The 26,732-nt window shown below is 66.6% G+C and carries 28 protein-coding genes; 18 read left to right on the forward strand and 10 right to left on the reverse strand.

Features of this window, described 5'->3' with window-relative positions:
- Positions 1 to 114 precede the first annotated feature (114 nt).
- The 6 genes from ACZ1II_RS10780 to ribA all read left to right on the forward strand — a co-directional run bounded on the left by ACZ1II_RS10780 (position 115) and on the right by ribA (position 5,290).
- Positions 115 to 927 carry an undecaprenyl-diphosphate phosphatase gene (locus tag ACZ1II_RS10780; RefSeq protein ID WP_465146430.1) on the forward strand — a complete coding sequence of 271 codons (813 nt, stop codon included), beginning with the start codon at positions 115 to 117 and terminating at the stop codon, positions 925 to 927.
- Positions 928 to 942: 15 nt separating this feature from the next.
- Positions 943 to 1,737, forward strand: a complete 795-nt coding sequence (gene ppk2, locus ACZ1II_RS10785; RefSeq protein ID WP_465146431.1) for a polyphosphate kinase 2 — start codon at positions 943 to 945, stop codon at positions 1,735 to 1,737.
- Between the two features lie 304 nt (positions 1,738 to 2,041).
- Positions 2,042 to 2,209, forward strand: coding sequence for a 50S ribosomal protein L33 (gene rpmG, locus ACZ1II_RS10790; protein ID WP_021232219.1), 168 nt, complete (start codon positions 2,042 to 2,044; stop codon positions 2,207 to 2,209).
- Positions 2,210 to 2,272: 63 nt separating this feature from the next.
- The gene (locus tag ACZ1II_RS10795; RefSeq protein WP_465146432.1) at positions 2,273 to 2,929 is read left to right on the forward strand and encodes a LolA family protein; all 657 of its coding nucleotides are present in this window, start codon (positions 2,273 to 2,275) and stop codon (positions 2,927 to 2,929) included.
- A gap of 505 nt (positions 2,930 to 3,434) precedes the next feature.
- Positions 3,435 to 4,223, forward strand: coding sequence for an exodeoxyribonuclease III (xth, locus tag ACZ1II_RS10800; RefSeq protein ID WP_465146433.1), 789 nt, complete (start codon positions 3,435 to 3,437; stop codon positions 4,221 to 4,223).
- Complete coding sequence (gene ribA, locus ACZ1II_RS10805) at positions 4,172 to 5,290, forward strand: GTP cyclohydrolase II (protein ID WP_465147281.1); 1,119 nt, start codon at positions 4,172 to 4,174, stop codon at positions 5,288 to 5,290. Before xth ends, ribA begins: the two co-directional genes overlap by 52 nt.
- 10 nt (positions 5,291 to 5,300) lie before the next feature.
- Here the strand turns inward: ribA and ACZ1II_RS10810 are convergent, their stop codons facing one another.
- The 4 genes from ACZ1II_RS10810 to ACZ1II_RS10825 all read right to left on the reverse strand — a co-directional run bounded on the left by ACZ1II_RS10810 (position 5,301) and on the right by ACZ1II_RS10825 (position 8,061).
- Positions 5,301 to 6,257 carry an SH2 domain-containing protein gene (locus ACZ1II_RS10810; RefSeq protein ID WP_465146434.1) on the reverse strand — a complete coding sequence of 319 codons (957 nt, stop codon included), beginning with the start codon at positions 6,255 to 6,257 and terminating at the stop codon, positions 5,301 to 5,303.
- Positions 6,258 to 6,334: 77 nt separating this feature from the next.
- Entirely contained in the window at positions 6,335 to 6,919 is a 585-nt protein-coding gene (locus ACZ1II_RS10815) for a hypothetical protein (protein ID WP_465146435.1), read from the reverse strand.
- Entirely contained in the window at positions 6,916 to 7,137 is a 222-nt protein-coding gene (locus ACZ1II_RS10820; protein WP_465146436.1) for a type II toxin-antitoxin system antitoxin, read from the reverse strand. Before ACZ1II_RS10820 ends, ACZ1II_RS10815 begins: the two co-directional genes overlap by 4 nt.
- 12 nt (positions 7,138 to 7,149) lie before the next feature.
- On the reverse strand, positions 7,150 to 8,061 hold the full coding sequence (locus ACZ1II_RS10825; protein ID WP_465146437.1) for an SPFH domain-containing protein: 912 nt from the start codon (positions 8,059 to 8,061) through the stop codon (positions 7,150 to 7,152).
- A 290-nt stretch (positions 8,062 to 8,351) separates the two neighbouring features.
- Here ACZ1II_RS10825 and ACZ1II_RS10830 point away from each other — a divergent pair, with 290 nt between their 5' ends.
- The 5 genes from ACZ1II_RS10830 to ACZ1II_RS10850 all read left to right on the forward strand — a co-directional run bounded on the left by ACZ1II_RS10830 (position 8,352) and on the right by ACZ1II_RS10850 (position 11,116).
- Positions 8,352 to 8,537, forward strand: a complete 186-nt coding sequence (locus ACZ1II_RS10830; protein WP_465146438.1) for a DUF465 domain-containing protein — start codon at positions 8,352 to 8,354, stop codon at positions 8,535 to 8,537.
- Between the two features lie 74 nt (positions 8,538 to 8,611).
- Entirely contained in the window at positions 8,612 to 9,589 is a 978-nt protein-coding gene (locus ACZ1II_RS10835; protein ID WP_465146439.1) for a TerC family protein, read from the forward strand.
- Between the two features lie 196 nt (positions 9,590 to 9,785).
- Positions 9,786 to 10,334: a pseudouridine synthase gene (locus tag ACZ1II_RS10840; RefSeq protein ID WP_465146440.1), complete on the forward strand. Its 549-nt coding sequence runs from the start codon at positions 9,786 to 9,788 to the stop codon at positions 10,332 to 10,334.
- 321 nt (positions 10,335 to 10,655) lie between these two features.
- Entirely contained in the window at positions 10,656 to 10,925 is a 270-nt protein-coding gene (gene infA, locus ACZ1II_RS10845; RefSeq protein ID WP_334181947.1) for a translation initiation factor IF-1, read from the forward strand.
- A gap of 35 nt (positions 10,926 to 10,960) precedes the next feature.
- Positions 10,961 to 11,116 (forward strand): hypothetical protein, encoded by a 156-nt coding sequence (locus ACZ1II_RS10850; RefSeq protein ID WP_465146441.1) that lies wholly within the window; start codon positions 10,961 to 10,963, stop codon positions 11,114 to 11,116.
- A 116-nt stretch (positions 11,117 to 11,232) separates the two neighbouring features.
- Here the strand turns inward: ACZ1II_RS10850 and nadA are convergent, their stop codons facing one another.
- The 4 genes from nadA to ACZ1II_RS10870 form a co-directional block, all read right to left on the reverse strand.
- Entirely contained in the window at positions 11,233 to 12,219 is a 987-nt protein-coding gene (gene nadA, locus ACZ1II_RS10855; RefSeq protein ID WP_465146442.1) for a quinolinate synthase NadA, read from the reverse strand.
- A 108-nt stretch (positions 12,220 to 12,327) separates the two neighbouring features.
- Positions 12,328 to 13,215: an MBL fold metallo-hydrolase gene (locus tag ACZ1II_RS10860; protein WP_465146443.1), complete on the reverse strand. Its 888-nt coding sequence runs from the start codon at positions 13,213 to 13,215 to the stop codon at positions 12,328 to 12,330.
- A gap of 42 nt (positions 13,216 to 13,257) precedes the next feature.
- Complete coding sequence (locus tag ACZ1II_RS10865) at positions 13,258 to 13,710, reverse strand: DUF1465 family protein (protein ID WP_465146444.1); 453 nt, start codon at positions 13,708 to 13,710, stop codon at positions 13,258 to 13,260.
- A 283-nt stretch (positions 13,711 to 13,993) separates the two neighbouring features.
- Complete coding sequence (locus tag ACZ1II_RS10870) at positions 13,994 to 14,191, reverse strand: YdcH family protein (protein ID WP_465146445.1); 198 nt, start codon at positions 14,189 to 14,191, stop codon at positions 13,994 to 13,996.
- Between the two features lie 224 nt (positions 14,192 to 14,415).
- Between ACZ1II_RS10870 and ACZ1II_RS10875 the strand changes: the two genes are divergently transcribed.
- The 7 genes from ACZ1II_RS10875 (at position 14,416) to ACZ1II_RS10905 (ending at position 23,202) form a co-directional block, all read left to right on the forward strand.
- The gene (locus ACZ1II_RS10875; RefSeq protein ID WP_465146446.1) at positions 14,416 to 14,571 is read left to right on the forward strand and encodes a YdcH family protein; all 156 of its coding nucleotides are present in this window, start codon (positions 14,416 to 14,418) and stop codon (positions 14,569 to 14,571) included.
- A gap of 179 nt (positions 14,572 to 14,750) precedes the next feature.
- Positions 14,751 to 17,027: a phosphoenolpyruvate--protein phosphotransferase gene (ptsP, locus tag ACZ1II_RS10880; protein WP_465146447.1), complete on the forward strand. Its 2,277-nt coding sequence runs from the start codon at positions 14,751 to 14,753 to the stop codon at positions 17,025 to 17,027.
- A 359-nt stretch (positions 17,028 to 17,386) separates the two neighbouring features.
- The gene (locus tag ACZ1II_RS10885) at positions 17,387 to 18,247 is read left to right on the forward strand and encodes a helix-turn-helix domain-containing protein (protein WP_465146448.1); all 861 of its coding nucleotides are present in this window, start codon (positions 17,387 to 17,389) and stop codon (positions 18,245 to 18,247) included.
- A gap of 144 nt (positions 18,248 to 18,391) precedes the next feature.
- Positions 18,392 to 19,330 carry a tetratricopeptide repeat protein gene (locus ACZ1II_RS10890; protein ID WP_465146449.1) on the forward strand — a complete coding sequence of 313 codons (939 nt, stop codon included), beginning with the start codon at positions 18,392 to 18,394 and terminating at the stop codon, positions 19,328 to 19,330.
- Positions 19,311 to 20,312: a tRNA lysidine(34) synthetase TilS gene (gene tilS, locus ACZ1II_RS10895; RefSeq protein ID WP_465146450.1), complete on the forward strand. Its 1,002-nt coding sequence runs from the start codon at positions 19,311 to 19,313 to the stop codon at positions 20,310 to 20,312. Before ACZ1II_RS10890 ends, tilS begins: the two co-directional genes overlap by 20 nt.
- 59 nt (positions 20,313 to 20,371) lie before the next feature.
- Entirely contained in the window at positions 20,372 to 22,030 is a 1,659-nt protein-coding gene (locus ACZ1II_RS10900; protein ID WP_465146451.1) for an NAD(P)/FAD-dependent oxidoreductase, read from the forward strand.
- Positions 22,027 to 23,202: a BaiN/RdsA family NAD(P)/FAD-dependent oxidoreductase gene (locus ACZ1II_RS10905; protein WP_465146452.1), complete on the forward strand. Its 1,176-nt coding sequence runs from the start codon at positions 22,027 to 22,029 to the stop codon at positions 23,200 to 23,202. The genes ACZ1II_RS10900 and ACZ1II_RS10905 overlap by 4 nt, the downstream gene beginning before the upstream one ends.
- Positions 23,203 to 23,206: 4 nt before the next feature.
- On the opposite strand, the gene ACZ1II_RS10910 is transcribed toward ACZ1II_RS10905, so the two are convergent.
- Together ACZ1II_RS10910 and ACZ1II_RS10915 are read right to left on the reverse strand one after the other, a co-directional pair.
- Positions 23,207 to 24,925 carry a hypothetical protein gene (locus ACZ1II_RS10910; RefSeq protein WP_465146453.1) on the reverse strand — a complete coding sequence of 573 codons (1,719 nt, stop codon included), beginning with the start codon at positions 24,923 to 24,925 and terminating at the stop codon, positions 23,207 to 23,209.
- Entirely contained in the window at positions 24,922 to 26,628 is a 1,707-nt protein-coding gene (locus ACZ1II_RS10915; protein WP_465146454.1) for an Hsp70 family protein, read from the reverse strand. Before ACZ1II_RS10915 ends, ACZ1II_RS10910 begins: the two co-directional genes overlap by 4 nt.
- Positions 26,629 to 26,732: the final 104 nt, after the last annotated feature.

Raw genomic sequence — 26,732 nt, forward strand, 5'->3', positions numbered from 1 at the left:
GAAACCCCTTTTTGATCCAAAACGCGCCCAACTGTACTTTCTGAACGACTATAGGGTCCGCAGCTTCTCCCGGCGGGTTGACTTGACCGATGCGTCCGGCATGACCTGCTGCCTATGAGCTTGACCCTTACCGCGATCCTCCTCGGCATAGTCGAGGGCCTCACCGAATTCCTGCCCGTCTCCTCGACAGGACATCTCATCCTCGCCACCCGCCTGTTCGGGTACGATTCGAGCCAGTGGGCCACTTTCAACATCGTCATCCAGCTGGGCGCGATCCTGGCGGTGATCGTGCAGTTCTGGCGCACGTTCTGGGCGGTCGGAATGGGGCTGCTTCAGCTCAATCCCACCTCGATCCGGTTCCTGCGCAACGTGCTGCTGGCGTTCATTCCCTCGGCCGTGCTGGGCCTGCTGTTCAACAATTACATCGAGGGCCTGCTGGGCGAACCCGCGGTGGTCGCCTGGGCGCTGATCATCGGCGGCATCGCCATCCTCGGGATCGAGAAAGTGGCGAAGCCCGGCCCGCTTACCGGCGTTTCCGAACTGCCCGCCGTCAAGTGCATCGGCGTCGGCCTGGCGCAGTGCCTGGCGATGGTCCCGGGCGTCAGCCGGTCCGGCGCGACGATCATGGGCGCACTGTCGATGGGTGTCGAGCGCCGCACGGCGGCCGAATTCAGCTTCTTCCTGGCCGTGCCGACGATGATCGGCGCGACGACGCTGGAACTGTTCAAGCATCACGAGGAACTGATGGCAGGCGCCGGCCCGGTGGGCTGGGGCGAGATCGGGATCGGCTTCGTCGTCTCGTTCGTGGTGGCGCTGGTCGTCATCAAGGCCTTCATGGCCTTCGTCAGCCGCTCGGGCTTTGCACCTTTCGCCTGGTATCGTATCGTTGCGGGCGCTCTTGCACTCTTCCTGCTTTCGCGGGTCTGATCAGGGATTTGAACCATGGCCGAGAACGATCACAAGAAGCTCGGCCGTAAAGACTACGAAAAGCTGCTGGAGCCGATGCAGGAGGAACTCGTGGGCATGGCCCGCTGGGCTTCCTCCACCGGCGCCCGCATCGTCGTCCTGTTCGAGGGACGGGACACGGCGGGGAAGGGCGGGGCGATCAAGGCCGTCGGCGGCCAGCTCAATCCCCGCCAGTGCCGCACCGTCGCGCTGACCGCGCCCAGCGAGCGCGAGCAGGGCCAGTGGTACTTCCAGCGCTATGTCGAGCACCTGCCGACCCGCGGCGAGATCGTGCTGTTCGACCGCAGCTGGTACAACCGCGCCGGGGTCGAGAAAGTCATGGGCTTCGCGACCGGATCGGAAGTGAAGCGCTTCCTCCAGCAGGTCCCGGTGTTCGAGCGCATGCTCGTCGATGACGGCATCCTGCTGTTCAAGTACTGGCTCGCCTGCGACCAGGAGAAGCAGGAGGAACGGCTGCACGAGCGACTCGACGATCCGCTCAAGCGCTGGAAGCTCTCGCCGATCGACGTTGCCGCGCGCGAGCGCTACGAGGACTATACCAAGGCGCGCGAGGTCATGCTCAAGGCCACGCACAAGAAGCACGCGCCGTGGACGGTGGTGGACTTCAACGACCAGCGAATCGGCCGGCTCACATTGGTCCGCGATCTGCTGGACCGCCTGCCGGACACCAAGGTAGAGCCGCAGACGATCAAGATGCCGAAGCTGAATCACGCGCCGTACAACGAGAAATTCGGCGTTCTGAAGCCCATCGACTCCTTCGACGAGTCTTAGTTGAGTGCGCCATTCGCATCCGCGAATGGCTTGCTGCACCGGCCCACACCCCCACCCGACCTCCCACTCCGTGTATCCTTGATGGGAGGTCGGGTGGGGGCGTGGGTCGGTGCCGCACAAAACGGCCGGATGGCCGTTTTGCCTGGGCGAGAGCCCAGTGGAAAAGACTCTTACGCTTGACTTTGGGCCGTCACTATCGCATGGGCCGCAACCTTGAGGGGCGGCGCTCGATTGCCGCCCTGAAATTTTTCAACGGAACGCCGGCCGGCCAGGGCGGCTGAAACGAGAGATACAGGAAACCGCCATGGCGAAGCCCGCAACCGTCAAGATCCGTCTTGTCTCGACCGCCGACACCGGCTTCTTCTACGTCACCAAGAAGAACCCGCGCAACACGACCGAGAAGATGACCTTCCGCAAGTACGACCCGGTCGTGCGCAAGCACGTCGACTTCAAGGAAGCCAAGATCAAGTAAGGTTCCCTTAGGGAACTTTGCGATTAAGGGGCGGTTCAAGCCTGCAAACCCAATGGGAGCATCATGAACCGCACCTTCAAGATCTTTCGCTCTTGCGTAAGCGCGGCCGCTTTGGCCGCGCTTTGCGTTCCTGCCCTCCTTCCGGCAACGTCCGCGCTTGCGGCCCCGTCTGCCGACGCGGCGCAGCTGAACCAGGCCGTCGAGGCGCTTCGTGCAATCTCGACAATGAAGGCCAGCTTCGTCCAGACCGACCGCAACGGCCAGAGCCTGACCGGCGAACTGACGCTGATGCGTCCCGGCAAGATCCGCTTCCAGTACGAGAAGAGTGCCCAGATGCTGATCGTCAGCGACGGCAAGGCGCTGACCATGATCGACTACTCGGTGCGGCAGGTGCAACGCTGGCCGATCAGCAACAGCCCGCTCGGCGCATTGCTCGATCCCAAGCGCGACGTGGCGAAGTTCGGTACCGTCAAGCAGACCGGCAATCCCAACGTCGTCAGCATCGAGGTCCGCGACCGCTCGCACCCCGAGTACGGCGTCATCACCCTGATTTTCACCCGCAAGGCCTCGGCGCCGGGCGGGCTTGAGCTGAGCTACTGGGTCTCGCTCGATTCGCAGAACAAGCGCACGACGATCGCGCTGTCGAATCAGCGCTACGGCGTTCCGGTGACGGACAACGATTTCCGCTGGAACGACCCGCGGCCCCGCACTCGTCGATAAGGCGCACCGCCTGGTCGCGAGTTGCCCGCTGGTTGCGACGGAATGCGACACTTTTCTGAATTCCGTTCACTTGCCAGCAAGCCAAGAGCACCTACATTGAGATGGTCAGAGCGGCTCGAGGCGGGTTTCCCCCCTGTTGCCCACGCCTCCACAAGGGTCCTCTGATTTAGCGTGACGAACGCTTACATGAACCCTCGGTCCTCTGCCCCCGGACCGAGGGTTTTTGTTTTTTCGGGCCTGTGGTTTGGCCCATGCCGGGCTGCGAACGGCACCGGTCTGCGCTTCCGGTGCTCACGGCCAGAAGGCCGCTCCGCTCCGGTTCTCGACCGGCACCATTCTCGCTCCGACCTGGACCAAACCACAGGCCCGAAAAAGAGCGCCTTTCTCCCCCTTGGGGGAGGGGGACCACGCGAAGCGTGGTGGAGGGGCACGGGCAGTTTTCGCCCAAGCCTGTTTTCACCGCCACCTCTGGAAATTCGCAAAGGGCATCCCTATTGCCTGCGGCATGAAGATCGCCACCTGGAACATCAATTCTGTCCGCCTTCGCATCGACCAGGTCGAGCGTTTCCTGACCGAGCAGTCGCCTGACGTGCTCTGCCTCCAGGAGATCAAGGTCGCCGAGCACCTCTTCCCGCACGATATGTTCGAGCGACTCGGCTATACCCACCGGGCGATCCACGGGCAGAAGGGCTACCACGGCGTCGCCACCGTCAGCCGTGTGCCGTTCACCGAGTTCAGCCGCCATGACTGGCAGGACAACGGCGAGGCCCGCCACGTCGGCGTGGAACTGCAAGGCGCCGGGCAGGGCATGATCCTGGAGAACGTCTATATCCCCGCAGGCGGCGATATCGCCGACCGCGAGGTGAACCTGAAGTTCGGCCAGAAGCTGGACTTCCTCGAACGCATGACGCGCTGGGCCGACAAGATCGACCGGCCCACCCTGATCGTCGGCGATTTCAACATCGCCCCGCTCGAATCGGACGTCTACAACCACAAGGCCCTGCTCAAGGTCGTCAGCCACACGCCGATCGAGGTCGAGACGCTGACCCGCTTCAAGGATGCGCACGGCTGGGTCGATCTCGGCCGCGAGTTTATCCCCGCGCCGGAGCGCAACTATTCCTGGTGGTCCTACCGCAGCTACTGGCGCCAGAAGGACCAGGGCCGCCGCCTCGACCACATGTGGGCCTCGCCCGATCTCGCGAAGCAGGCGCGCGCGCACAGCTTCGTCGAGGAGACCCGCCGCTGGGAACAGCCGAGCGATCACATTCCGCTCGTCACGGAGTTCGAACTCTGAGCACTGAATTGCCCGCCGCCGGGGCACGCCGCGTCGCGCTGGCGCTGGACGCGCTGCGCCATGGCTGGCCGGTGCGGATGGGGGAGGGTGTCGTTCTGCTCCCGGCCGAGACCGGCTTCGCGCCCGGCGTCACCGCGCCCCGGATGCTGATCTCGGCGGCACGGGCGGTGACGCTCAAGCTCGCCAACCAGCGCGAGGCCGCCGTTCCCGAGGCGCCCGTGCTGATTCGCGCGGCCGAGCCGTTCGATCTCGAAACCGCCCGCGCCGTCGCGGACCCGGCGCTCGATCTGGCGCACCCGATGAAAGGCCCGTTCGCAGCCGAGCATATCGAGGACATCGATCTCGCTCGCACGGCGATGGAACTGGCGCGGCTCGCCGGTATCCTGCCTGCTTTCCTCGTAGCGCCCGACCTTGATGGCGAGGCGCAGTCCGTCTCGCCCGCCGATCTGGCGGAATGGAAGGACACCGGCCGCATCGTCATCGCCTCGCGCGCGCGCCTGCCGGTGGCGGCTTGCGAGGAGGCGGAGATCGTCGCCTTCCGTTCGCTGGATGATCTTCGCGAACATGTCGCGCTGGTCATCGGCGAGCAGGACGGCGACCGGGCGCCGCTGGTGCGGCTCCACTCGGAATGCCTGACCGGCGATATTCTCGGCAGCTTGAAGTGCGACTGCGGCCCGCAACTCGATGCGGCGCTGCGGGCCATGGCCGATGAGGCGAAGACCGGCGGCTGGGGCGTGCTGCTCTACCTGAGGCAGGAAGGGCGCGGCATCGGTCTCGTCAACAAGTTGCGGGCCTACAGCCTTCAGGACCTCGGCTACGACACGGTGGATGCCAACAACCGTCTCGGCCTGCCGACCGAAGCGCGCGACTTCCCGGTGGCGGCGCGGATGCTCGATCTGCTGGGGGTCGGAGCGATCCGGCTGATGACCAACAACCCGGCCAAAGTCGCCGCGCTCGAAGGCGTGGGTGTCGACGTGGTCGAGCGGGTGCCGCACCAGTTGCCGCCCAACCCGCACAATGCCCGCTATCTCGAAACCAAGCGCGACCGCACCGGGCATATTCTTTGAAGTAAGGCGCTCAGCGCTTCTCGAAAGCGGCCAATCCGGTTCCCAGCGCGTTGTCGCTCAGCTTCAGCGGCTCTCCGGACCAGTCGGCCACGAAGGCGCTGTGGCGGTCGATACCGGGGGCGAAGCGGGCATTGTTGTCCTCCACGATCAGGCCTGCCGAAGGGTGGCTGCGGTGCTCGGCGGCGACGGCGATGAAGGCGGAGTAGTTCTCCTTGTCGCGGCCCTGCACGAACCAGTTACCGGCGATGCGCCCGGTGGCGCCTTCGGGCAGGTCGATCATGTAGTTGGTGCTGCGCCCGGCGGAATCGTCGAAGCTGGAGTTCAGCACTTCGACCCGCGCCGCGCGGCTCTTCACGTAGTGGCCGCCGGTGCCTGCCTCGAAGCGGCTACGGGTTACCGTCAGCGCGCCGTAGTTGCCGATATAGAGCGAATGCGCACAGCCCGATCCCTCGCAAGTGCCGAGGCGGGTGAAGGTGGACTTGTCGATCAGGATCGTGCCCTGCGGGTCCTCGCCGCTGAGCAGGCCCTGCTCGCTGTCGCGGAACCAGGCCTGCGAGACCGAGAGGTTGCCGTGCTCCAGCCGCACGCCTGCGCCGTTCTTGTCGGGCACGCGGATATTGGCGAAGGCCAGCCCCTCGATCCGGGCGCCGCGCCCGCGCAGGACCAGCGCCGCCTTGTCCTCGCAGGCCTTGCCGTCGAGCACCGACTGGCCGGGGACCTCGGCCTGATAAGTGATCTCGCCCTTGCTCTGCACCGCGCAGTCGGAGAAGCGCAGCGAGGCGAAGCGGATCGTGCCGTTGCCCTCGCCGATGGCGTCCACCGCATCCTGCAGGCGAGTGAAGCTGCGCCCGGTCTCGACCACGGTGTAGGGCGCGGCATTCTCCGACTGGCCGAACGAGGTGGCGGCGGGAACGGCGGCGAGCAGCGGAAGGCCGCAGGCGAGAGCGAGTCGGGTCGAGCGGTTCATGGCACCGGTCTAGCGCCTGCGGAGCGGAACGCTGCACCGCCTTTTGCCGCGTCCCACGGCGGGACAGAGCTTTTGCGTCAAGGGCGATCCTTCCGGTGGCGGCGTTCCGGTTTCGGCTCCGCCTTGAGGTCCACCACCTCGCTGTGGCTGACGACCCAGATCATCATGACGGCGGTCCACACCGCCACGATCAGCGTGAAGGCAACGACGATGGCCGTCACATTTTCCGGGAAGCGCAGCAGCAGCCATGCCAGTCCGAGGCTCAAGGGCAGGAACGGAAGCGTCCAGCCCACAAGGGCCAGCCATCCGGCCCGGCCGCGCGGCTGGCAATTGAATTTCCAGCCGCTGCGATAGCAGACGAACAGGGTGTCTTCCTGGGGCATGTGGACTTCATCCTTGAGGGCGATCTCGGCAGGACCTGTTTTGCGTGCGGTGCGCCTCTTCGCGATCACCAGAAAGATCGCCGTAAGGGGCAGGAACAGCGCGAAGCCGAAGGGCTTGCCGCCAGACCAGGCGGCATGATCGAGCCACTTGATGCCCGCGAGCGCGGCGAGATAGGACCCGAGCAGCAGCCAGCCCTGCCAGGCGATCGGCAAGCCGACGCCAAGGCCGAAACGGCGGGCGGCGAACCAGGCGGTGTCGCTGTGTGGTTCGGGCATCATGCCTCGTTCTCCGGACTGTCGGGCGCGGTAGGCGGGCGGCCCCGGCGGGCCGGGGGGCTGGCTTCCACTTTCACACCGCGCCGGGCTAGCGCCTCGCGCAGCAGCACTTCGACCTGGGCATTGACCGAGCGGAAGTCGGCCGCGGCGCAGCGTTCCAGCGCTTCGTGCAGCGCCGGGTCCAGCCGCAGGGCAAAGGCCTTCTTGCCCGGACTCGCCATCCGCCCGCGATCCTACTGGTAGAGCGTGCCGGTGTTGACGACCGGCTGGGTGTCGCGCTCGCCGCAGAGCACGACCATCAGGTTCGAGACCATCGCCGCACGGCGCTCGTCGTCGAGCTCGACCACGTTCTTTTCCGAGAGCTGCGCCAGCGCCATCTCGACCATCGAGACCGCGCCTTCCACCAGCTTGCGGCGGGCGCCGATCACGGCTTCGGCCTGCTGGCGGCGCAGCATGGCCCCGGCGATTTCCGGCGCATAGGCGAGATGGGTGAGGCCGCATTCGTCCACGGTGATACCCGCCACGCGCAGGCGCTCGATCAGTTCGGTGCGCAGTTCGGCGTTCACCTGCTCGTGGCTGCCGCGCAGGGTGATTTCGGCATCTTCCACATCGTCATAGGCATAGCGCGAGCCGATCGAGCGCACGGCGGCCTCGATCTGCACGTTCACGAAGGCCTTGTAGTCGTCTACGTCGTAGAGCGCCTGCGCGGTATCGGCGACGCGCCAGACGACATTGGTGGCGATCTCGATCGGATTGCCGCGCAAGTCGTTCACCTTGAGCTTCTCCGACACAACGTTGTTGGCGCGCACCGAGATCTTGCGCTTGGCCATCCACGGCCAGACCCAGCGCAGCCCGGCGACGCGGTCGGTGCCGCGATAGGAGCCGAACAGGGTCACCGCCGCTGCCTGGTTCGGCTGGATCATGTAGAAGCCCGAGGCGATCAGCACCTGGGCGATAATGGCGGGGACGATGAAGACCAGGAAGCCGAGCACGGTGGAAGGGGAGGGTTCGCCGCTGGCCAGCGTCACCACGCCCATGACGATCGCGGCGAGCACGCCGAGGAAGACCAGCAGCATGAGGTAGCCGCTCATGCTGGAGGCTTCGGTTTCCCGGCTGGAATTGATCGGAAGATGCGTATCGGCCATCGCGCGTTTCCCCTCTTAAAGTGATATCACCTTAATATCATAAGTGCACATTCGGTCAAGCAGGCCAAAGGGGCAGGGTTGAAAAACGCAGGCGCGATGGCTATGTGCGCTTTGCGGGCCGGGCCCCTCTGGCGCGGCGTTTCTCTGGGGAACGCCTCGTGATGTCGGACCGCATCGGGTGAAACCGATGCAGGTTCCGGGGACCCATTCAGCCCCAAAAAGCTCAGGCAACAGGAACCTTGCGCCGGGTCATCCGATCGAACCACCAACTGTTCGATAGGGATTTGACTATGACCGACCGGATGTTCCGCCTGCTCGAGCGAAACCAGAAGCTCGACGTCCTGCTGCGCCTCGCGCAGGGCAGACGCTTTGCCGATCCCCTTGAGATCGCAAGGCTGAAGAGACTGAAACAGGAGTTCAGGGGCAGACTCGCGCGGTTGCTACCCCCCCCAGCAGCCGTTGCAGGCAGTCTGTAACCCTTGCGCCGGCGCGTTCCCCCCCATTTTCGCGCCGGCGCTTCCTGTTTCATCCAGCTTCGGGAGCAACCCCCGTGGATTTTCTCTTCACTGACGTGCTGGGCACACCTGCATGGTTCTGGCTGGCCTTTGCCGGCCTCGTCTTCGTTCTGACCGCCTTCGACCTCGGCTTCCTGCACAAGGAGGACCGGGAGATGGGCATTGCCGAATCGCTGAAGCTCTCGGTGTTCTACATCGCCATCGCCATGGCGTTCGGCGGCTGGGTCTGGTGGGCCAAGGGTTCGGAAGACGGCATCGCCTACTTCACCGGCTACTTCATCGAGAAGGCGCTCTCGATCGACAACGTCTTCGTAATCTCGATGATCTTCGGCTTCTTCGCGATTGCGCCCAAGTACCAGTATCGCGCCCTGCTCTGGGGCATCATGGCGGTGATCGTGCTGCGCGGATTGATGATCGCGGGCGGGGTGGCGCTGGTGTCGCAGGCGCACTGGGTCATGTATATCTTCGCCGCTTTCCTGGTGTTCACCGGCGTGAAGATGCTCTTCGCCAAGGAGCAGGACCCGGATATCGGCAACAACCCGGTGATCCGCTGGATTTCGCGCCACATGCGCGTGACCAAGGCGCATTACGGCGAGCATTTCTTCGTGCGCGAGCGTAACGATGCGGGCAGGCTGGTCTGGGCGGCGACGCCGCTGTTCCTGGCACTGGTGGTGATCAACCTTGCCGATCTGGTCTTCGCGGTGGACTCGGTTCCGGCGATCTTCTCGATCACCACCGACACCTTCATCGTCTATACCTCGAACATCATGGCGATCCTCGGCCTGCGCGCGCTCTACTTCGCGCTGGCGGCGATGGTGCACCGCTTCCACTACCTGAAGTACGCGCTGGCGCTGGTGCTGGTGTTCATCGGCGCGAAGATTCTGGTGGCCGATTTCGTGCTGGGCGGCGCGAAGTTCCCGCCGCTTATCAGCCTCGGCGTGACGCTGGCGCTGATCGCGGGCGGCGTGGGCTGGTCCTTGTGGAAGACGCGGGGGGAGGTCGCGGCTCACTGATCCGGGGATTGCGGGATGGCCCTGACAGATCGCCCTAAAACCCCGTCGCCCCCGCGCAGGCGGGGGCCCCGCTTTCTTCAACCTCTCGTTCTAACCCAAAGATAAGCGGGGTCCCCGCCTTCGCGGGGACGACGGGGTTAGTGTGGAACCTGCCTTTTGCAGGGACACTCCCGCCGCGCGCTGCTAGGGCGGGCGGATGGCGCGCCTCATCCTGTTCAACAAGCCCTACGATGTCCTCTCGCAGTTCACCGACGCGCGTTCGCCCACGCCGCGCGCGACGCTCTCGGATTTCATCGATCTGCCCGGCGTCTATCCGGCGGGACGGCTCGACCGCGACAGCGAGGGGCTGCTGCTGCTGACCGACGACGGCCGCCTCCAGTCGCGGATTTCCGACCCGCGCTTCAAGACCGCCAAGACCTACCTCGCGCAAGTGGAAGGCGAACCGGACGAGGCGGCGCTCGAAGCATTGCGCAAGGGCGTCGTGCTGAACGACGGACCGACTCGCCCGGCTTCGGCGCGGCGGATCGAGGACCCGCAGCTCTGGCCCCGCAATCCCCCGGTGCGATTCCGCAAGACCGTAGCGGATTGCTGGATCGAGCTGACGATATCCGAAGGCCGTAACCGTCAGGTCCGCCGCATGACCGCCGCGGTCGGCCACCCGACCCTGCGCCTCGTGCGGCAACGAATCGGGGACTGGTCGCTCGGCGATCTGGCGCCCGGAGAATGGCGGGAACTCACCATCTAGGGCCTTTGGGATTCAGTCCAGGCGGAGCCGAGAATGGTGGACTTTCGTGACCCGGAGCGCAGCGTACTTTTGGTACGTGAGCACCGGAAGCGCGAAAGGCCGCCGTTCGCAGGCCCGCAGGGGCTGAATCCCCCCAGGCCCTAATCGCCGGACTTGCATTTTTCGCGATATAGCCTATATGGGCGGTGCTACGTCGCCTGCGACGGGAACCGTGGCTGCAACCGGCAGCCTCTTCTCCCCATTTCAGCTGCCTGGCCCTCAAGGCCTAAACGTGCCTTGTGCGCGGCAGTGTTGGGGCAACCCTTTTTCGGACTGGATGCTTTGGCCAAGGAAGAACTGCTGACCATGGAGGGTTTCATCGAAGAAATCCTTCCCGACGGACGTTTCGCTGTCGTGCTCGACAACGAGCACCGGATCATCGCCTATACCGCAGGCAAGATGCGCAAGTTCCGCATCCGCTCGGTGGTGGGTGACCGCGTGCACGTCGAAATGACGCCTTACGACCTGACCAAGGGCCGGATCGTCTTCCGCGAACGTACGCCCGGTCAGACCGGTGGTCCGCCGAAGCGGCGCAGCAATTTCAGAAGATAACAAGGTGCGGCCTGCGGGCCGCCTATAAGGATAACATGAACTACCATCGACCGGACGCCTTCAAGCGCGTCCACGCCGACCCGATCCGTTTCCCGCTTCCCGCCATGCCCGCCGCTTTCGCGCGGAGCCTCGGTGAAGGAGCGCTCTCCCGTCAGGACCTCAGGCGCATTGTCGCCGATATGGTCGACTGACCGGGACGATCCGGACGGACAAACGAAAACCCCCGCAAGGCCCTGTGCCCTGCGGGGGTTTTCGTTTGTTTGCGCCCTAGGCGGATTTTGGCGGCGCGCGGTGACGCCGCCCTGACTCAACGACTGCCGAGATCGCCCTTGCCGACGGTGCCGCTGGCCATGTCCAGCATGCGGTCGAGGCTCTTCTTGGCGTCGAGGCGAAGCTGCTCGTCGATCTCGATGCGCGGCTCCAGATCGCGCAGGGCCACGTAGAGCTTCTCCAGCGTGTTGAGCGCCATGTAGGGGCAGATATTGCAGTTGCAGTTGCCGTCCGCACCCGGCGCGCCGATGAAGGTCTTGTCCGGGATCGCCAGTTGCATCTGGTGGATGATGTGCGGCTCGGTGGCGACGATCAGCGTGTCGGCATCGGTGGTCTTGGCGTACTGGAGAATGCCGCTGGTCGAGCCGACGTAGTCCGCGTGGTCGACGATGTGCGGCGGGCATTCCGGATGCGCGGCGATCGGCGCGGCCGGGTGCTGGGCCTTGAGCTTGAGCAGTTCGGTCTCGCTGAAGGCCTCGTGGACGATGCAGACGCCCGGCCAGAGCAGCATCTCGCGATTGAACTTGCGGCTGAGATAGCCGCCGAGGTGACGGTCCGGGCCAAAGATGATCTTCTGGTCGGCGGGAATCTGCTGGAGGATCGTCTCGGCGCTGGAGCTGGTGACGATGATGTCGGACAGCGCCTTCACCTCGGTCGAGCAGTTGATGTAGGTCAGCGCGATGTGATCGGGATGCGCGGCGCGGAAGGCGGCGAACTTCTCCGGCGGGCAGGAGTCCTCAAGGCTGCACCCGGCTTCGAGGTCGGGCAGCACGACGATCTTGTTGGGCGAGAGGATCTTGGCGGTTTCGGCCATGAACTTCACGCCGCAGAACGCGATCACGTCGGCATCGGTCTCGGCGGCCTTGCGGCTGAGTTCGAGGCTGTCGCCCACGAAGTCGGCGAGGTCCTGAAGCTCGGGGCGCTGGTAATAGTGCGCCAGGATGACCGCATTGCGTTCCTTGCGCAGCCGTTCGATTTCGGCGCGCACGTCGATACCGGAAAGGTCGGCGGGCATTACGGTCATGGTATCCCTCTGTCTGGTCGCTCCGGCGTTTTACCGATGCTCGGCTGCCGGGATTTGGCGCCTATCTAGGGATGCTTGCGGCGAGACCCAAGGAAAATATGGCGCGGGTCAGGCATCGGCTGCGAGGAGTGACCAGATGTCGCCGCAGCGGGTCACGAGGCCTCGGCGTTCCAGATCGAGCAGATGCGCCAGCACCGAGCGTCCGGCGGCAGGCCAGAGGCGTTCGTCCACGCCCTTGTACATCAGCGGCACCATTGCCGCGACGGTGTGGTTACCGCCTTCTATCTGCCGGAGAATCTGCCGCTCGCGCTGGCGGCGATGGCCGATCATCCCGCGCACCAGCTGGCGCGGCTTCTCCACCGCCGGGCCGTGGGCGGGGAAATAGACGCTGTCCTGCTCGCGCTCGTAAAGCTTCTGGAGGCTGGCGAGATAGTCGGTCATGTCCCCGTCCGGCGGGGAGACGACGCTGGTGGACCAGCCCATGACGTGATCGCCGGTGAACACCGCGCCGGTCTGGGTAAGGGCGAAGCAGACATGGTTGGACGTGTGACCCGGCGTGGCGACGGCTTCCAGGGTCCAGCCCTCGCCGGAGATCGTCTCGCCATCGGCCAGCACGCGGTCGGGGCGGTAGTCGGGGTCGAAGGCGGCATCGGCGCGGGGGCCGTCGTCGTCGAGCGTCAGCGGGGCGCAACCGACGATCGGCGCGCCGGTCAGCGCTTTCAGCGGCGCGGCGGCGGGCGAGTGGTCGCGGTGGGTATGAGTGCAGCAGATCGCGACGACTTTCGCGCTGCCGACGGCGGCCAGCATCGCATCAATATGTTCGGGATCGGCCGGGCCGGGATCGATCACCGCCACTTCGGCGCCGTCGCCGACGATATAGGTCTGGGTGCCGGTGTAGGTGAAAGGCGAAGGGTTGCGCGCCAGCACGCGGCGCACCAGCGGAGCGATCCGCTCGGCTTCGGCATAAGGTCTTGCGATGTCGTTCAGCGCGTCCATGGCGCCGATATGGGCATTGGCGAGGGACCTGTCGAGCGTCTCTCAGCTCGCGAGCCGTCGTTCCAGACGCTGGCGCAGGCGCTCGATCGCGCTCGGCTGCGCTTCGCCGGAAAGACGCCAGCGGCTGTCGAGCCGCAGCAGCCTTTCATAGAAGCGCTGGGTGGTCTCGACCAGATCGGCGATCTCCGGGCTCAGGCGGGCTAGTTCCGCCGTTTCCGATTGACGCAGGTCGGGTGAGAGGCGGCCGTTGCGGCGCAGCTGGAAGTGGCTGATCTCGCCCATGAAATAGGCGCGGTGGTTCAGCAGCCAGCCGATCGCATGCATCATCCGCGTGGTCGTGCGCAGGCCCTCGCTCGACAGCGCCAGGCGCAGCGGCTCGTTCTTGCCCGCATCTTCCGGCAGGTCGAAGACATGGCGCACTTCGTCCGCCAGCAGCAGCGCCTCGCAGTAGAGCGCCTCGACGATGCGGGGATTTATGGTTGCGGAGTTCGGCATGCGTTGCCGGTATTTCCGAACAAGGAGTCCGGAGCAACTGTCCGAACGGCATTTTCCGAGACGAATCCGGCCCTTGTCTCCAATCGGTACGGTTTTTCCCGTACTTAGAGTGCGGAGCGGGAGCCGAAATCGGGCAAGGGAGAAGGTTCCGCCTGCCCCACCGTCGCCCCCGCGAAGGCGGGGTTCCCGCTTCTTTCTGCGTTTCTGCGCTACGTCCGAAGAACAAGCGGGGTTCCCGCCTTCGCGGGGACGACGAGTGTGTGAGGGGAAGGGGGGGAAGCTGCTAAGCGATGATATCCGGAATCAGGAAGTCCTGAATCACCGCGATCTGGTCCTTCAGCCGCAATTTGCGCTTTTTCAGGCGTGCGATCTGCAGCTGGTCGCCCGCGCCGGGCGTTGCCAGGGCATCGATCGCCGCGTCGAGATCGCGATGCTCGATCTTGAGGATTTCTAGGCGTTTACGCATTTCCTCTTCGGTCACGCCGGGATTTCCTACTCTCGAATGGCAGTCTGCGGATGCGAATTTTCCATGCCCTGCTCGACGCAGCAGACACGCGATTCACCGATATGAAGCATTAGCGGTCTTCGCAAGATGGGCCGGATGTGGTTCCATCCGTTTTGCGCCGGATTGCTCATGCCGAGTCGCCAAAAGAGGTCGCAGGCATGGGGGCCGGCCCACCCCCCGAAAATAGAGGAGAACCGTCCATGGATAGTTCGCACGTCAGCGCTCTGCAGCTCAAGCATGCTGGAATTGAAAGACAGCTTCATGACGAGATGAGCCGCCCGATACCTGACGCAGCCATGATTCAGGCCCTCAAGAAGCGGAAGCTCAGGATCAAGGAAGAGATCTCCCGCCATTAAGCGCGCATAACGCTTCCCCAGGCGCCCCCGGTGCAGCTCCTTTCGAGGGGCGCATCGGGGGCAGCCGAGTCCGGCCTGAAGATCCGGATCGCGGGAGTGCAAACTTCCCTTTCCCCGCTAACACATCTTTTAACCGGCACCGCGTTTCCAAAGCGCTCGCTTTGGGTTACTCGGGTTTCATGACCAGCGGCGCCGTCGAAGCAGCACGAAACATCCTCACCCGCCTCCACGAGGTCATGGCGTCGCGAAATCACGCCCAGGCCAAGCTGAATACCGTGGTCGAAGTGATCGGCGAATGCCTCAACAGCGAGGTCTGCTCGATCTACCTCCTGCGCGAAGGCATGCTGGAACTGTTCGCGACGCGCGGTCTGGCGCAGGAAGCCGTCCACGTCACCCGCATGGCGGTGGGCGAAGGCCTCGTCGGCTCGATCGCCGACCGGATCGAGACGCTGAACCTCGCCGAAGCCGCCGCGCATCCGGACTTTTCCTATCGCCCCGAAACCGGCGAGGACCGCTTCCACTCCTTCGCGGGCGTGCCGATCGTCCGCCGCGAACGGGCGGCGGGCGTGCTCTGCGTCCAGCATGTCGAGCCGCGCCGCTACGAGGAAGTCGAGATCGAGGCGCTCCAGACGGTCGCCATGGTCCTCTCCGAGCTCATCACCAATGCCGACCTGATCGACGAGGTCGATGTCCACGGGCCGGGCGCGGCGCAGACCGGGCCGGAGCAGCTGCGCGGGCTGACGCTGGTGAAGGGCCTCGCTTCAGGGCAGGCCGTCTATCACCAGCCGCGCGTCAATATCGAGCATGTCGTCGCCGAGGATACCGAGGCCGAGCGCCAGCGCGTGATCCACGCGTTCGACAAGATGCGCGAGCAGATCGACCGCATGGCCAGCCAGGCCGAATTCGGCATGGGCGGCGAGCATGAGGAAGTGCTCGATACCTACCGCATGTTCGCTTACGATGAAGGCTGGACGCGGCGGATCAACGAGGCGATCGATTCCGGCCTCACCGCCGAAGCCGCGATCGAGCGCGTGCAGCAGCGTACCCGCATGCGCATGCGCCAGATCGACGATCCCCTGCTGGCGGACCGCATGCACGATTTGGAGGATCTGGCGAACCGCTTGCTGCGGATCGTCTCCGGCCAGATCGGCACCGCCGCCTCGCTGGGCCTGCGCAACGATGCAATCCTGATCGCCCGCAACCTCGGCCCGGCCGAACTGCTCGAATACGACAAGCGCCGCCTCAAGGGCGTGATCCTCGAGGAAGGCTCGCTCACCAGCCATGTCGTGATCGTCGCGCGGGCCATGGGCATTCCGGTGCTCGGGCGCGTGCGCGGCCTGCGCGGCGTCGTGCGCGAGGGCGACCAGCTCCTGCTCGACGCCGATCAGGCCAGCGCGATGGTCCGTCCCCCGGCCGGGGTGATCGAGGCTTTCGAGGCGCGCTTCGCCAAGAGCCGCGAGCGTCAGGCCGCCTATGCCGCCTTGCGCGAAGTCCAGCCGACCACGCGCGACGGCACCCGCATTCAGGTCACGATCAACGCCGGCCTGCGCGACGATATCGCCAATCTCAGCCAGACCGGCGCCGACGGCATCGGCCTGTTCCGCACCGAGTTCCAGTTCCTCGTCTCGGCCACGCTGCCCTCGCGCGAGCGGCAGACGCGGCTCTATCGCGACGTGATGGAGGCTGCCGGGGACAAGCCGGTGAAGTTCCGCACCGTCGATATCGGCGGCGACAAGACCCTGCCGTACCTCCGCCATGACGACGGCGAGGGCGAGGAGAACCCGGCAATGGGCTGGCGCGCGCTGCGCGTCGCGCTCGAACGCGAGGGGCTGCTCAAGGTCCAGGCCCGCGCACTGCTCGAAGCGGCGGGCGGGCGCACGCTCCATGTGATGTTCCCGCTCGTCGCCGAGCCCTGGGAATTCGATCAGGCCAAGGCCGTCTTCGAAAAGCAGCTGGCCTTCCTGCGCAGTCAGAAGAAGCTGCTTCCCGAGGCGATCCACTACGGGATCATGCTCGAAGTCCCGGCGCTGGCCGAGCAGCTCGACCTGCTGGCGCCGAAAATCTCGTTCCTGTCGATCGGCACCAACGATCTCACCCAGTTCCTCTTCGCCGCCGACCGCGCCAACCCCAAGCTGGCCGAGCGCTACGACTGGGTAAGCCCGGCGATCCTGCGTTTCCTGCGCCGGGTGGTCCGCAGCGTCGAAGGGCACAATGTCGATGTCGCAGTCTGCGGCGAGATGGGCGGTCGCCGTCTGGAAGCGCTGGCGCTGCTCGGCCTCGGCATCCGCCGCCTGTCGATCACCCCGGCTTCGGTCGGGCCGATCAAGGACCTCGTCGGTCAGATCGATCTCGGTGAGATCGAGGCGGCCATGGCAGAGTGGCTGGCCCATCCGCCGCAAGACATGCGCGCGGCGCTCACCGCATGGGCAACCGAGCGCGATATCTCGGTGGATTGAGGTTTCTTCCGGGCGATCAGACGTCTTCCGTCATGGCTGAAGCGATCCGGCGCTCTCAAATAAGCCCCTCCGTCGCCCCCGCGAAGGCGGGCGGCGGCAAGAGGCCGTTGGGGAAATGCCGAATTTTCTCCGGATTTCCCCCGATTCCCGCCTTGAGCGAGAATTGACATAAAGCGGACTTGCGAGGATGTTACCCGCCGTGCACGGGGTCGCATCCACCGCAAAGCAATCGAGTTGTCCGTTCTATCGTGATTGACTTTCGATTCTTCCGCGGTTTGGTGGATTCCCGTCAGGTTCAGATCTACCATCCCTTCGGGAGCGGAATGGAAAACGTTGAAAATCAAGGGCCGTCCGAAGGTTTGGCCAGTGCTGCGGCCGGAACGTCGTCGTCCACGGTCGGTGCGACCTTGCGCAAGGCGCGCGAAGCGGCGGGGCTGACCCTCGCGCAGATCGCCGTCAAGACGAGGATCGCCGAGCGCCACCTCTCCGCCATCGAGGAAGACCGGCTGGGCGACCTTGCCGCGCGCACCTATGCCGTTGGTTTTTCACGCACTTATGCCCGCGCGCTGGGGCTGGACGACAAGGCGATCGCCGAACAGGTCCGTATCCAGCTCGATGCCGAAGGCGTGCGCGAGCCGGTTGTCGTGCCGCATTTCGAGCCGGGCGATCCGGCCCGCGTGCCTTCCGTGCGCCTTGCCTGGGTTGCCGCAGCCGGTGCGGTGGTGGTGATCGCGCTGCTGCTGGTATTCTGGAGCAGCTATCTCTCACCCGAGGGGCAGCTTCCCGATCTGACGTCCGACGCACCGAAGCCCGCCGCCACGGTCGCCGCGACGCAGGCCCCGGCGCCTGCACCCCAACCGACGAACGGCCCGGTCGTGCTGACCGCCACGGTCGATGGCGTCTGGCTGCGCGTGACCGACAAGACCGGCAAGCTGCTGGAAAAGACGCTGAAGCAGGGCGAAAGCTGGACCGTGCCGCAAGGCGCGCAGGCGCCGCAACTGCGTCTTGGCCGTCCTGACGGTCTGGCTATCACAGTCGGCGGCAAGGCGCTCGCACCGCTGGCGACCAAGCCCACGGTGATGTCCGGCGTCTCGCTGCTTCCCGCCGACCTGCTGGCGCGGGGACAGGCCACGGCGCCGGTCTCGGCACCCACTCCGGCGCCAGCGGTTCCCACCGCGGGCGCCTCGGTTCCGGCACCGCTTTCCACCACTTCCAACTGAGCCTGCCTCGACAAGAGGGCGGCGCTTGCGGCAATTCCGTCTGCAAGACATTTCTGGTTAACGAGCGGTTCCGTTTCTCCTGTCCATGGCGTCGCGGAACCCGATAGGGCGCGCGGGGCGCCCTGACACGGAGTAGACTTGGCGATGAACCGTTTTTCCATGGACCTGCGCCGTATGCGCCTCGCCGCGACGAGCGTGGTTGCGCTCGTGCTGGTGGGTGCAAGCCTGCCCGCCCAGGCGCAGGACAACACCAATGCCCGCCTGAACAAGGTGGAATCCGAAGTGCGCGCCCTCCAGCGCAAGGTGTTTCCGGGCGGCGACGGCAAGTTCTTCGAACCGCAGATCACGCCCGCCACGCCGACCCCTACGCCGATGCCGGGTCAGCCCGCCTCGACGCCGATCGCCGATGTGCTTGTCCGCATCGACGCGGTGGAAGGCCAGTTGCGCCAGCTGACTTCGCAAGTCGAGCAGAACACCAATCGCATCAATCAGCTTGAAGCGCGTCTGGCCGCCGGTGCCGCCGCCGCGCCGGAGCCGGGTGCGATGTCGCCCGCGCCGATCCAGCAGCAGCCCGCTTCCGGCCTGTCGCCCGCGCCTGCGCCGATTCCGATAGCCACGGCTCCCTCGCGTCCGGCTGCGCCGTCGAACTCGCGGATCGAGGCGGTTCGCGCGATCGTCAAGCCGCAGACCGGCGATGCCGCCGACGACGAATACAGCTACGGCTTCCGCCTCTGGGAAGCGAAGTTCTATCCCGAGGCCCAGCAGCAGCTGAAGCTCTACCTTGAAAAGTATCCCAAGCACGCCCGCGCCAGCTGGGGTCGCAACCTGCTCGGCCGCGCCTATCTCGACGACGGCAACGCGATGGAAGGCGCCAAGTGGTTCGTTCAGAACTACCAGACCGACAAGCGCGGCGATCGTGCGCCGGACAGCCTGCTCTACCTCGCCGTCTCGATGAAGCAGCTCAAGGACAGCAAGCGCGCCTGCATCGCGCTGGCAGAATTCAGCGAGACTTATGCGGCAGAGGCTGCCGGTCGCCTCAAGAGCACCTACGATTCCACGCGCAATGGACTCAAGTGCGCCTGATCCGGTGCTGACCGCTGCCTTTACACCCGAGACCGTCCAGCGGTTTCGGGCCGGGCTGGCGGCGGTCTGGCCGGAGATCGAGAGTGACGCCCGGCTGGCCGTGGCCGTTTCCGGCGGGCCGGACAGCACTGCGCTGCTGCTGCTGGCTCATGCCGCCCTGCCGGGGCGGGTGGAGGCGGCGACGGTCGATCACGGGCTGCGCTCCGAAAGCGCCGAGGAAGCTGCCGGAGTCGCGGCGCTCTGCGCAAGGCTCGGGGTTCTGCACGAAACCCTGAAGGTCGAAGTCGCGCCGGGCAATGTCCAGGCCGAGGCGCGCGCAGCACGCTATGGGGCGATGGCGGCGTGGATCGAGCGCCGGGGTCTCGCTGCGCTCGCCACCGCGCACCATGCCGACGACCAGGCCGAGACCCTGCTCATGCGCCTCAACCGCGCCAGCGGCGTCGCCGGTCTGGCGGGCGCGCGCGGGCGCGGGGTGGTGCCCGGCACCGCGATCCCGCTGCTGCGCCCGGTGCTCGACTGGCGCCGCGCCGAGCTTGGGGCCGTGGTGGAGCAGGCCGGTGTCGCGACCGTGCAGGACCCCAGCAATACGAACGATCGCTTCGACCGGGTGCGCATCCGCAAGGCGCTCGCCGGGGCGGACTGGCTGGACGTTGCCGCTATGGCCCGCAGCGCCGAGCATCTCGCCGAAGCCGATGCCGCGCTCGAATGGATGGCGGCGCTGGAATGGCGTTCCTGCGTGAGCAAGGAGCCGATGGGCCTGCGCTATCGCCCCCAGGCACCGCGCGCGGTGGTGCTGCGCGTGCTGGCGCGCTGCGTCACCGAACTCGGCGGCGAGGAGCCGCGCGGCAGCGCCGTGGCGCGGCTGCTGGAAAGCCTTGGCGAAGGGCGCCCGGCCTCGATCGGCGACCTCGTGGCGCGGCCCAATGCGGGTGGCTGGAGCTTCGCGCGGGCGCCGGTCCGCGCGGCGCGGAAGAAGACATAGCGGCGGGTTCTCCCGCAAATCCGTGGCGTCGCGGGCCGAACGGGTATAAGGGCGCGCGGATGTTACGCTTGTCCGACCTTACCCTGCCGCTCGACCATGCTTCCGAGGACCTCGACGCCGCCGTCTGCGCGCGGCTGGGAATCGCCTCGGACGAACTGGAGCGCGTCACCGTGGTGCGCCGGGGCAATGACGCGCGGCGCAAGAACGCGATCAAGCTGGTCTACACGCTCGACCTCGTGGTGAAGGACGAGGCGAAAGTGCTCGCCGCCCACCACGGCGACCAGCATGTGCGGCCCACGCCGGATACCTCGTACAAGTTCGTCACTCACGCCCCCGAAGGCTTCGACGGGCCGCGTCCGGTGGTGATCGGCGCCGGTCCCTGCGGGCTGCTGGCGGCTCTGGTGCTGGCGCAGATGGGCTTCCGGCCGATCATCGTCGAGCGCGGCAAGGCCGTGCGCGAGCGGACCAAGGACACCTGGGGCCTGTGGCGCCGCTCGGTGCTGGACACCGAAAGCAACGTCCAGTTCGGCGAGGGCGGCGCGGGCACCTTCTCCGACGGCAAGCTCTACAGCCGCATCAAGGACAGCCGCCATCTCGGGCGCAAGGTCCTGACCGAATTCGTCAAGGCCGGCGCGCCCGACGACATCCTTACCGAGGCGCACCCGCATATCGGCACCTTCCGTCTGGTAACGATGGTGATGTCGATGCGCGAGACGATCGAGCAGCTCGGCGGCGAATACCGCTTCGGCACCCGCGTCGACGACTTCGAGATCGCCGCGAGCGATGACGGCGAGCGCCGGATCACCGGCCTGCACCTGTCGAACGGCGAGTACCTGCCTGCCAGCCACGTCATCATGGCGGTTGGCCACTCGGCGCGCGATACATTCGAGGTGCTGCACGAACGCGGTGTCTATATCGAAGCCAAGCCCTTCGCGATCGGCGTGCGCATCGAGCATCCCCAGAGCTGGATCGACACCGCGCGCTACGGCGACAATGCGGGCAACAAGATCCTCGGTGCGGCGGCCTATTCGATCGCGCACAAGGCCTCCAACGGGCGCACCGTCTACAGCTTCTGCATGTGCCCCGGCGGGCGCGTGGTGGCGGCGGCGAGCGAGCCGGGCCGGGTCGTCACCAACGGCATGAGCCAGTATTCGCGCGCCGAGTTCAACGCCAATTCCGGCCTTGTCGTCGATATCGATCCGGACAAGGACTACCCCGGCGATCCGCTGGCGGGCGTGGCCTTCCAGCGCAAGTTCGAGGAACTGGCCTACAAGGCGGGCGGCGAGAACTACAAGGCGCCGGGTCAGAAGCTGGGCGACTTCCTGGCCGACCGCCCCTCGACCGAGTTCGGCGAAGTGATCCCCAGCTATCAGCCGGGCGTCCACCTGACCGAACTCAAGCAGTGCCTGCCCGACTTCGTGGTCGATGCCATCCGCGAGGCGCTGCCGGTGTTCGGCCGTCAGGTGCCGGGCTACGACCATCCCGACGTTGTGATGACGGGCGTGGAGACGCGCACCTCCTCGCCGGTGCGGATCACCCGCGGGCGGGACCTGCAAAGCCTCAACACACGGGGGCTTTACCCCGCGGGCGAGGGTGCGGGCTATGCGGGCGGTATCCTCTCGGCGGCGGTGGACGGCATCCGCGTGGCCGAGGCGCTGGCGCTGGAACTGGCCCCGACCCCGACCTCGACACAAACCGGGATTGCATCCGACCAGTGACCGAGACTTACGACGCCATCGTCCTCGGCGCGGGCGCCGCCGGGCTGTTCTGCGCGGCGACCGCCGGGCAGCGCGGCAAGCGGGTGCTGCTGCTCGACCATGCCGACCAGCCGGGCAAGAAGATCCTGATCTCGGGCGGCGGGCGCTGCAACTTCACCAATATCCACACGGCGCCTGACCGCTACCTCTCGGGCAATGCCCATTTCGCCAAGTCGGCGCTGAGCCGCTACACCGCCGCCGATTTCATCGCGATGGTGGATGCCTACGGCATCGCCTGGCACGAGAAGACGCTGGGCCAGCTTTTCTGCGACGGCTCGGCGAAGCAGATCGTCGCCATGCTGCTGGAGGAATGCGCCAAGGGCGGCGTCGAGGTGAACTGCGGCGATGCCCTCGGTGAGATCGGGCATGGCGACGGCCTCTACCGCGTGGCTTTCGGTACACGGGTCGCCACGGCGCCGGCACTGGTGATCGCCACCGGCGGGCCGTCGATCCCCAAGATGGGCGCGACCGGGGTGGCCTATGACCTCGCGCGAAAGTTCGGCCTCAAGGTCGTCCAGCCGCGTCCGGCGCTGGTGCCGCTGACGCTGGCGGGCGAGGAGGCGCTGTTCCGCGATCTTTCCGGCGTCTCCACCGAAGTGGTGGCCCGGTGCGGCAAGGCAGCGTTCCGCGAGGCGGCGCTGTTCACCCACCGCGGGCTTTCCGGCCCGGCGATCCTCCAGATTTCGAGCTACTGGCAGCGCGGCCAGACGGTGACGACCCAGTTCCTGCCGGACCGCGCCGAAGGCTGGCTTCGGGAAGCCAAGCGCGAACGTCCGCGCATCAGCCTGCGCAAAGTGCTCGGCGAAGGCCTGCCGGAGCGACTGGTGGACGTGCTCTGCGAGAGGCTCGGCCTCTCCGGCGAACTTGGCGCGATGTCCGACAAGGCGCTGGCCGCCGCCGAAGCCCGGCTGGCGCGCTGGCCGTTCGTGCCGGACGGTTCCGAAGGTTTCGCCAAGGCGGAAGTGACGGCGGGTGGGATCGATACCGCCGGTCTTTCGTCGAAGACCATGGAAGCGCGCAAGGCTCCGGGGCTTTACGTGATCGGCGAGGCGGCGGACGTGACCGGCTGGCTCGGTGGTTACAACTTCCAGTGGGCCTGGGCCAGTGCGCGGGCGGCGGGACTGGCGCTCTGACGCCTTAGAGCGTCATCAAAATCTCGCGGCGGTTCTCGCCTTCCCAGACAAGCGTGCGGTCCAGTAGGGCGATCGTGACCGCGCAGCCGGCGGCATCGTCGCCCTTGCCCGACATCGCCTGTTGCACGGTATCGCGGCTGAGCCGGGTGGCGGCGACGACCTGATCGATCAGCTTGCCTGGCACCCTGGCCGAACGCTCGCCGTGGTCCTCGGGGCGGCCCAGCTTGCCGGTTTCCGCGAGATGCGCCGCGAAGGCGCGTTCCTGTCCGCGTAGTTCCTCTGAAAGCGGGATCGCGCCGTGGAGCACGCCGGTCTTGCGCACATCGATACAGGTGGCGGCGCTGCGGCTCTGTGCCGCCCTGAGCTGGGCGAGGCGCAGATGCATCGCGGTGTCGAGGTCGCCGCCCGCCAGTTCGCGTCCGTTGAAGAAGCTGCGCCCGCGCACGATCTCCACGACCTTGTCCACGACCGCCGCCTTGCTATCGCCGTTTTCCAGGAGGGTACGGGCCTGGGCGTTCAGCACGCCTGCCAGTTCCGGCTGCTTGTCCCAGAGCCAGGACGAATCGTGGCCTTCCCCGAAAGCCTCGGGAACGGCGGCCTGCATCGCCTGCCAGGTGTCGTGCTCCAGTGAACCGCCTCCGGAAGAGCTGTTGGCCAAGGCGATGACGACGCCGAGCGCGATCACCCCGAAGAAGATCAGCAGGCCCGAGGCGAAAGGATTTCCGCCCTCCCAGGAAGCGACACGTTCCGGTGCGAAATGGGTCTCCAGTTCGGGGAAGTTCTGCCGCACGCCGCGCAGCAGGCTATCGACTTCGCCCTGCGCCGGGCCGCGCAACAGGCGAAAGCGGCTGGCCCGGCCAGGGCGGACGAGTTCGTTCCACGCCTTGTGATAGCGATGGCCGGGCTGGAGCACGCTTTGCTGGAAGCGATAGCCGCGCAGGCGCGCGCCGAGGAAGGCGACACCGGCGCGCGCGTCGTGGGCGGCCCATTCGCGCTCCCAGCCGAAGGCGGCATTGGCGTCCTCCAGCAGCGGTGCCGAACGCGGCCAGCCGCGCGCGAGCACTTCGGCCAGCCAGTCCTCGATCTGCTGGGCGCGGGTGATCTGCGCCTGCGCGGCATCGTCCAGGATCTTGCGCAAGGCGCGGGTCGCCTGCCGGGCCTCGGCCTCGGTGAGCGGTTCGGCGGCGGTCTCACGCTCGGGATCGAGCAGGATCGCCAGTCGTTCCGCCGGAGTCTCGCCCGGACGCAGGCCCAGCGTGTCGTCGGCGGCGTGATTGCCATGCAGCAAGGGGGCGGTGAAGGGGTCGATCGTGGTGAGCGGAATGCCCGCGCCGCTCACGCCCTCGCGCACGGCGGCGGCGGCCCAGGCCATGCGGCCGAGCATCGTCGTGTCGTCCGGCTCGCCGGGGCGGGCGGCCAGATCGGCGCGGCTCCAGTCGCCGGAGAGCTGCGGCGCGGCATAAGTCCAGCGCGGCGGCGCATCGGGCGAGGGGCCGAATTCCGGTTCTTCCTCCGATTCCGGTTCCGGTTGGGCGGGCTCTTCCGTGGCGGCGAGGTTTCGCGCCAGCCGCAGAGCCTGGTCGCGGGCCTGACGCAGCTGCGCGAAGCCCTCGACATCTTTGTCCACGTCCATTGCTTTCAGCCGCACGGCATAGGCCTTGCGGATCGCGGCGGCGTCGGCGGTTCTGCCGATGCCGAGGATGGACCAGGGCGTCCCGCTCATAGCGGCGTCACGCTTTCCACTTCGTCGAGCCGGGCGACCAGCATCGCGCGGGCATCGGCGATGCGGCGCGGGTCCTGCGTGTCGAGCGCGCCTGCGAACAAGGTGATCCAGTGGCCGATCGCCTGCCGGACATCGCCGATATGGTCTTCGTAGCAGCGCTCGGCGCGGGTCATGACTGCGACGTTCCCGGCGTCCTCGCGCGGGTGGAACTTGAGCTTCGCCAGCGCGGCGCGGCGGCTATCCAGTTCCTTGCGGCCGGGACGGTCTTCCTCGTCGACGATCACGAGATTGCGCTCGACACCGCTCGCCGGGACATGAACGTCGATCTCCAGCAGGCCGGAACTGTCGTAGGAGAAGCGCACTTGCGCCGAGACTTCCCCCGCTGGACGCGGCGGCACCGGAATGGCGATATGGCCGAGCTTCACATTGCCGCGCACTTCGCGGGCCTCGCCCTGATAGATGCCGAATTCCAGCGTCTTCTGGTTGTCGCCCAGCGTGGAATACGTGTTCATCCGCGAGACCGGAACGGGGGTGTTGCGCTCGATCACCGGCGAGAACAGCCCGCGCTGGAGGCCGCCGTGGCCGTCCTGCTCGGCCACTTCGACGCCAAGGGTGAAGGGGCAGACGTCGGTGATGCGGATCTCGTCGAGCGCAGCGTCGCGTCCGACCAGCGCCGCCTGCATCGCCGCGCCGAGCGCCACCGCATGGTCGGGGTGGACCGAGGCATTGGGAAAGCGGCCGAACAGGCGGGTGATCGCGCGGCGTACCACCGGCATGCGGGTGGCGCCGCCGACGAGCACGATTTCGGACAGCTCCGAGGCATCGATCGCGCAGTCGCGCAGGGCACGCACCACGGGTTCGCGCAGGCGCCGCAGCAGCGGTTCGCAGGCGCTTTCGAATTCGGCTTCGGTGATGGTGGCGGCAAGGCGCTCCTCGCCGAGAACCAGGGCGAACTCCGCCTCGCCCGCGGTGCTGAGCGCGCGGCGGCAGGTTTCGGCGGCGCGCTTGAGCAGGGCCTCGCGCTGGGCTGCGGGCAGGGCGTCCAGACGGTGGCCTGGATCGATGCGCGGCCCGGCCATGGCGGCCAGCGCATGGTCGAAGTCGTCGCCGCCGAGCCGGTTGTCGCCCGCCGAGGCGCGGACTTCGACCACGCCGTCGAACATCTCGACCACGGAAACGTCGAAGGTGCCGCCGCCGAGGTCGAAGACCAGGAACGGCTCGCGGTCGCCCTTGTCCTGAAGGCCGAAGGCGAGCGCGGCGGCGGTCGGCTCGTTGATGAGGCGGCGGACGGTCAGACCTGCCAGTTCGCCCGCGCGGCGGGTGGCCTTGCGCTGGCGGTCGTTGAAATAGGCGGGCACGGTGACGACCGCTTCGGTGGGTCGCTCGCCGGTCAATGCCTCGACATCGCCGGCCAGCGCGCCGAGCACGAGGGCGGAGAGGTCCTCGGCCTTGTAGTCCTTACCGCCGAGGCGCGTGGCGCTGGCCGTGCCCATCAGGCGCTTGAAGCTGGTGGCGGTGTCCTGCGGGTGGGTGGCCAGCCGGTCCAGCGCGGGGCGGCCGATCCAGGCCTGCCCGTCCCGCGCGATCGAGACGGCGGAAGGGGTGAGGAAATCGCCGAGGGCATTGGGAACGAGAACGGCCTCGCCATCGCGCCAGATCGCCACGGCACTGTTGGTGGTGCCCAGATCGATACCGATCAGCATGGCGCCGCCCCGCTTACGTCCCCGAACACCGAAATTTCCCCCTCATCCTCGCCGTTACCGCCGATTCGGCCTAGCGATTCAGCCAGGCATTCGAAAGCGGGAAG

Source organism: Novosphingobium sp. BL-S-20, assembly GCF_055521635.1.

Bases quoted from the DNA above. Each gene is read 5' to 3' on its own strand.
- ACZ1II_RS10910 (WP_465146453.1), bottom strand. From the start codon at position 24,925: ATGAGCGGGACGCCCTGGTCCATCCTCGGCATCGGCAGAACCGCCGAC.
- ACZ1II_RS10915 (WP_465146454.1), bottom strand. From the start codon at position 26,628: ATGCTGATCGGTATCGATCTGGGCACCACCAACAGTGCCGTGGCGATC.
- ACZ1II_RS10850 (WP_465146441.1), top strand. From the start codon at position 10,961: ATGAACTACCATCGACCGGACGCCTTCAAGCGCGTCCACGCCGACCCG.
- ACZ1II_RS10810 (WP_465146434.1), bottom strand. From the start codon at position 6,257: ATGAACCGCTCGACCCGACTCGCTCTCGCCTGCGGCCTTCCGCTGCTC.
- ACZ1II_RS10830 (WP_465146438.1), top strand. From the start codon at position 8,352: ATGACCGACCGGATGTTCCGCCTGCTCGAGCGAAACCAGAAGCTCGAC.
- tilS (WP_465146450.1), top strand. From the start codon at position 19,311: ATGGACTCAAGTGCGCCTGATCCGGTGCTGACCGCTGCCTTTACACCC.
- ACZ1II_RS10900 (WP_465146451.1), top strand. From the start codon at position 20,372: ATGTTACGCTTGTCCGACCTTACCCTGCCGCTCGACCATGCTTCCGAG.
- ACZ1II_RS10865 (WP_465146444.1), bottom strand. From the start codon at position 13,710: ATGCCGAACTCCGCAACCATAAATCCCCGCATCGTCGAGGCGCTCTAC.
- ACZ1II_RS10875 (WP_465146446.1), top strand. From the start codon at position 14,416: ATGGATAGTTCGCACGTCAGCGCTCTGCAGCTCAAGCATGCTGGAATT.
- ACZ1II_RS10820 (WP_465146436.1), bottom strand. From the start codon at position 7,137: ATGGCGAGTCCGGGCAAGAAGGCCTTTGCCCTGCGGCTGGACCCGGCG.
- ACZ1II_RS10780 (WP_465146430.1), top strand. From the start codon at position 115: ATGAGCTTGACCCTTACCGCGATCCTCCTCGGCATAGTCGAGGGCCTC.
- ptsP (WP_465146447.1), top strand. From the start codon at position 14,751: ATGACCAGCGGCGCCGTCGAAGCAGCACGAAACATCCTCACCCGCCTC.
- rpmG (WP_021232219.1), top strand. From the start codon at position 2,042: ATGGCGAAGCCCGCAACCGTCAAGATCCGTCTTGTCTCGACCGCCGAC.
- ACZ1II_RS10890 (WP_465146449.1), top strand. From the start codon at position 18,392: ATGAACCGTTTTTCCATGGACCTGCGCCGTATGCGCCTCGCCGCGACG.
- ACZ1II_RS10815 (WP_465146435.1), bottom strand. From the start codon at position 6,919: ATGATGCCCGAACCACACAGCGACACCGCCTGGTTCGCCGCCCGCCGT.
- ppk2 (WP_465146431.1), top strand. From the start codon at position 943: ATGGCCGAGAACGATCACAAGAAGCTCGGCCGTAAAGACTACGAAAAG.
- ACZ1II_RS10840 (WP_465146440.1), top strand. From the start codon at position 9,786: ATGGCGCGCCTCATCCTGTTCAACAAGCCCTACGATGTCCTCTCGCAG.
- xth (WP_465146433.1), top strand. From the start codon at position 3,435: ATGAAGATCGCCACCTGGAACATCAATTCTGTCCGCCTTCGCATCGAC.
- ACZ1II_RS10860 (WP_465146443.1), bottom strand. From the start codon at position 13,215: ATGGACGCGCTGAACGACATCGCAAGACCTTATGCCGAAGCCGAGCGG.
- ACZ1II_RS10825 (WP_465146437.1), bottom strand. From the start codon at position 8,061: ATGGCCGATACGCATCTTCCGATCAATTCCAGCCGGGAAACCGAAGCC.
- ACZ1II_RS10795 (WP_465146432.1), top strand. From the start codon at position 2,273: ATGAACCGCACCTTCAAGATCTTTCGCTCTTGCGTAAGCGCGGCCGCT.
- nadA (WP_465146442.1), bottom strand. From the start codon at position 12,219: ATGACCGTAATGCCCGCCGACCTTTCCGGTATCGACGTGCGCGCCGAA.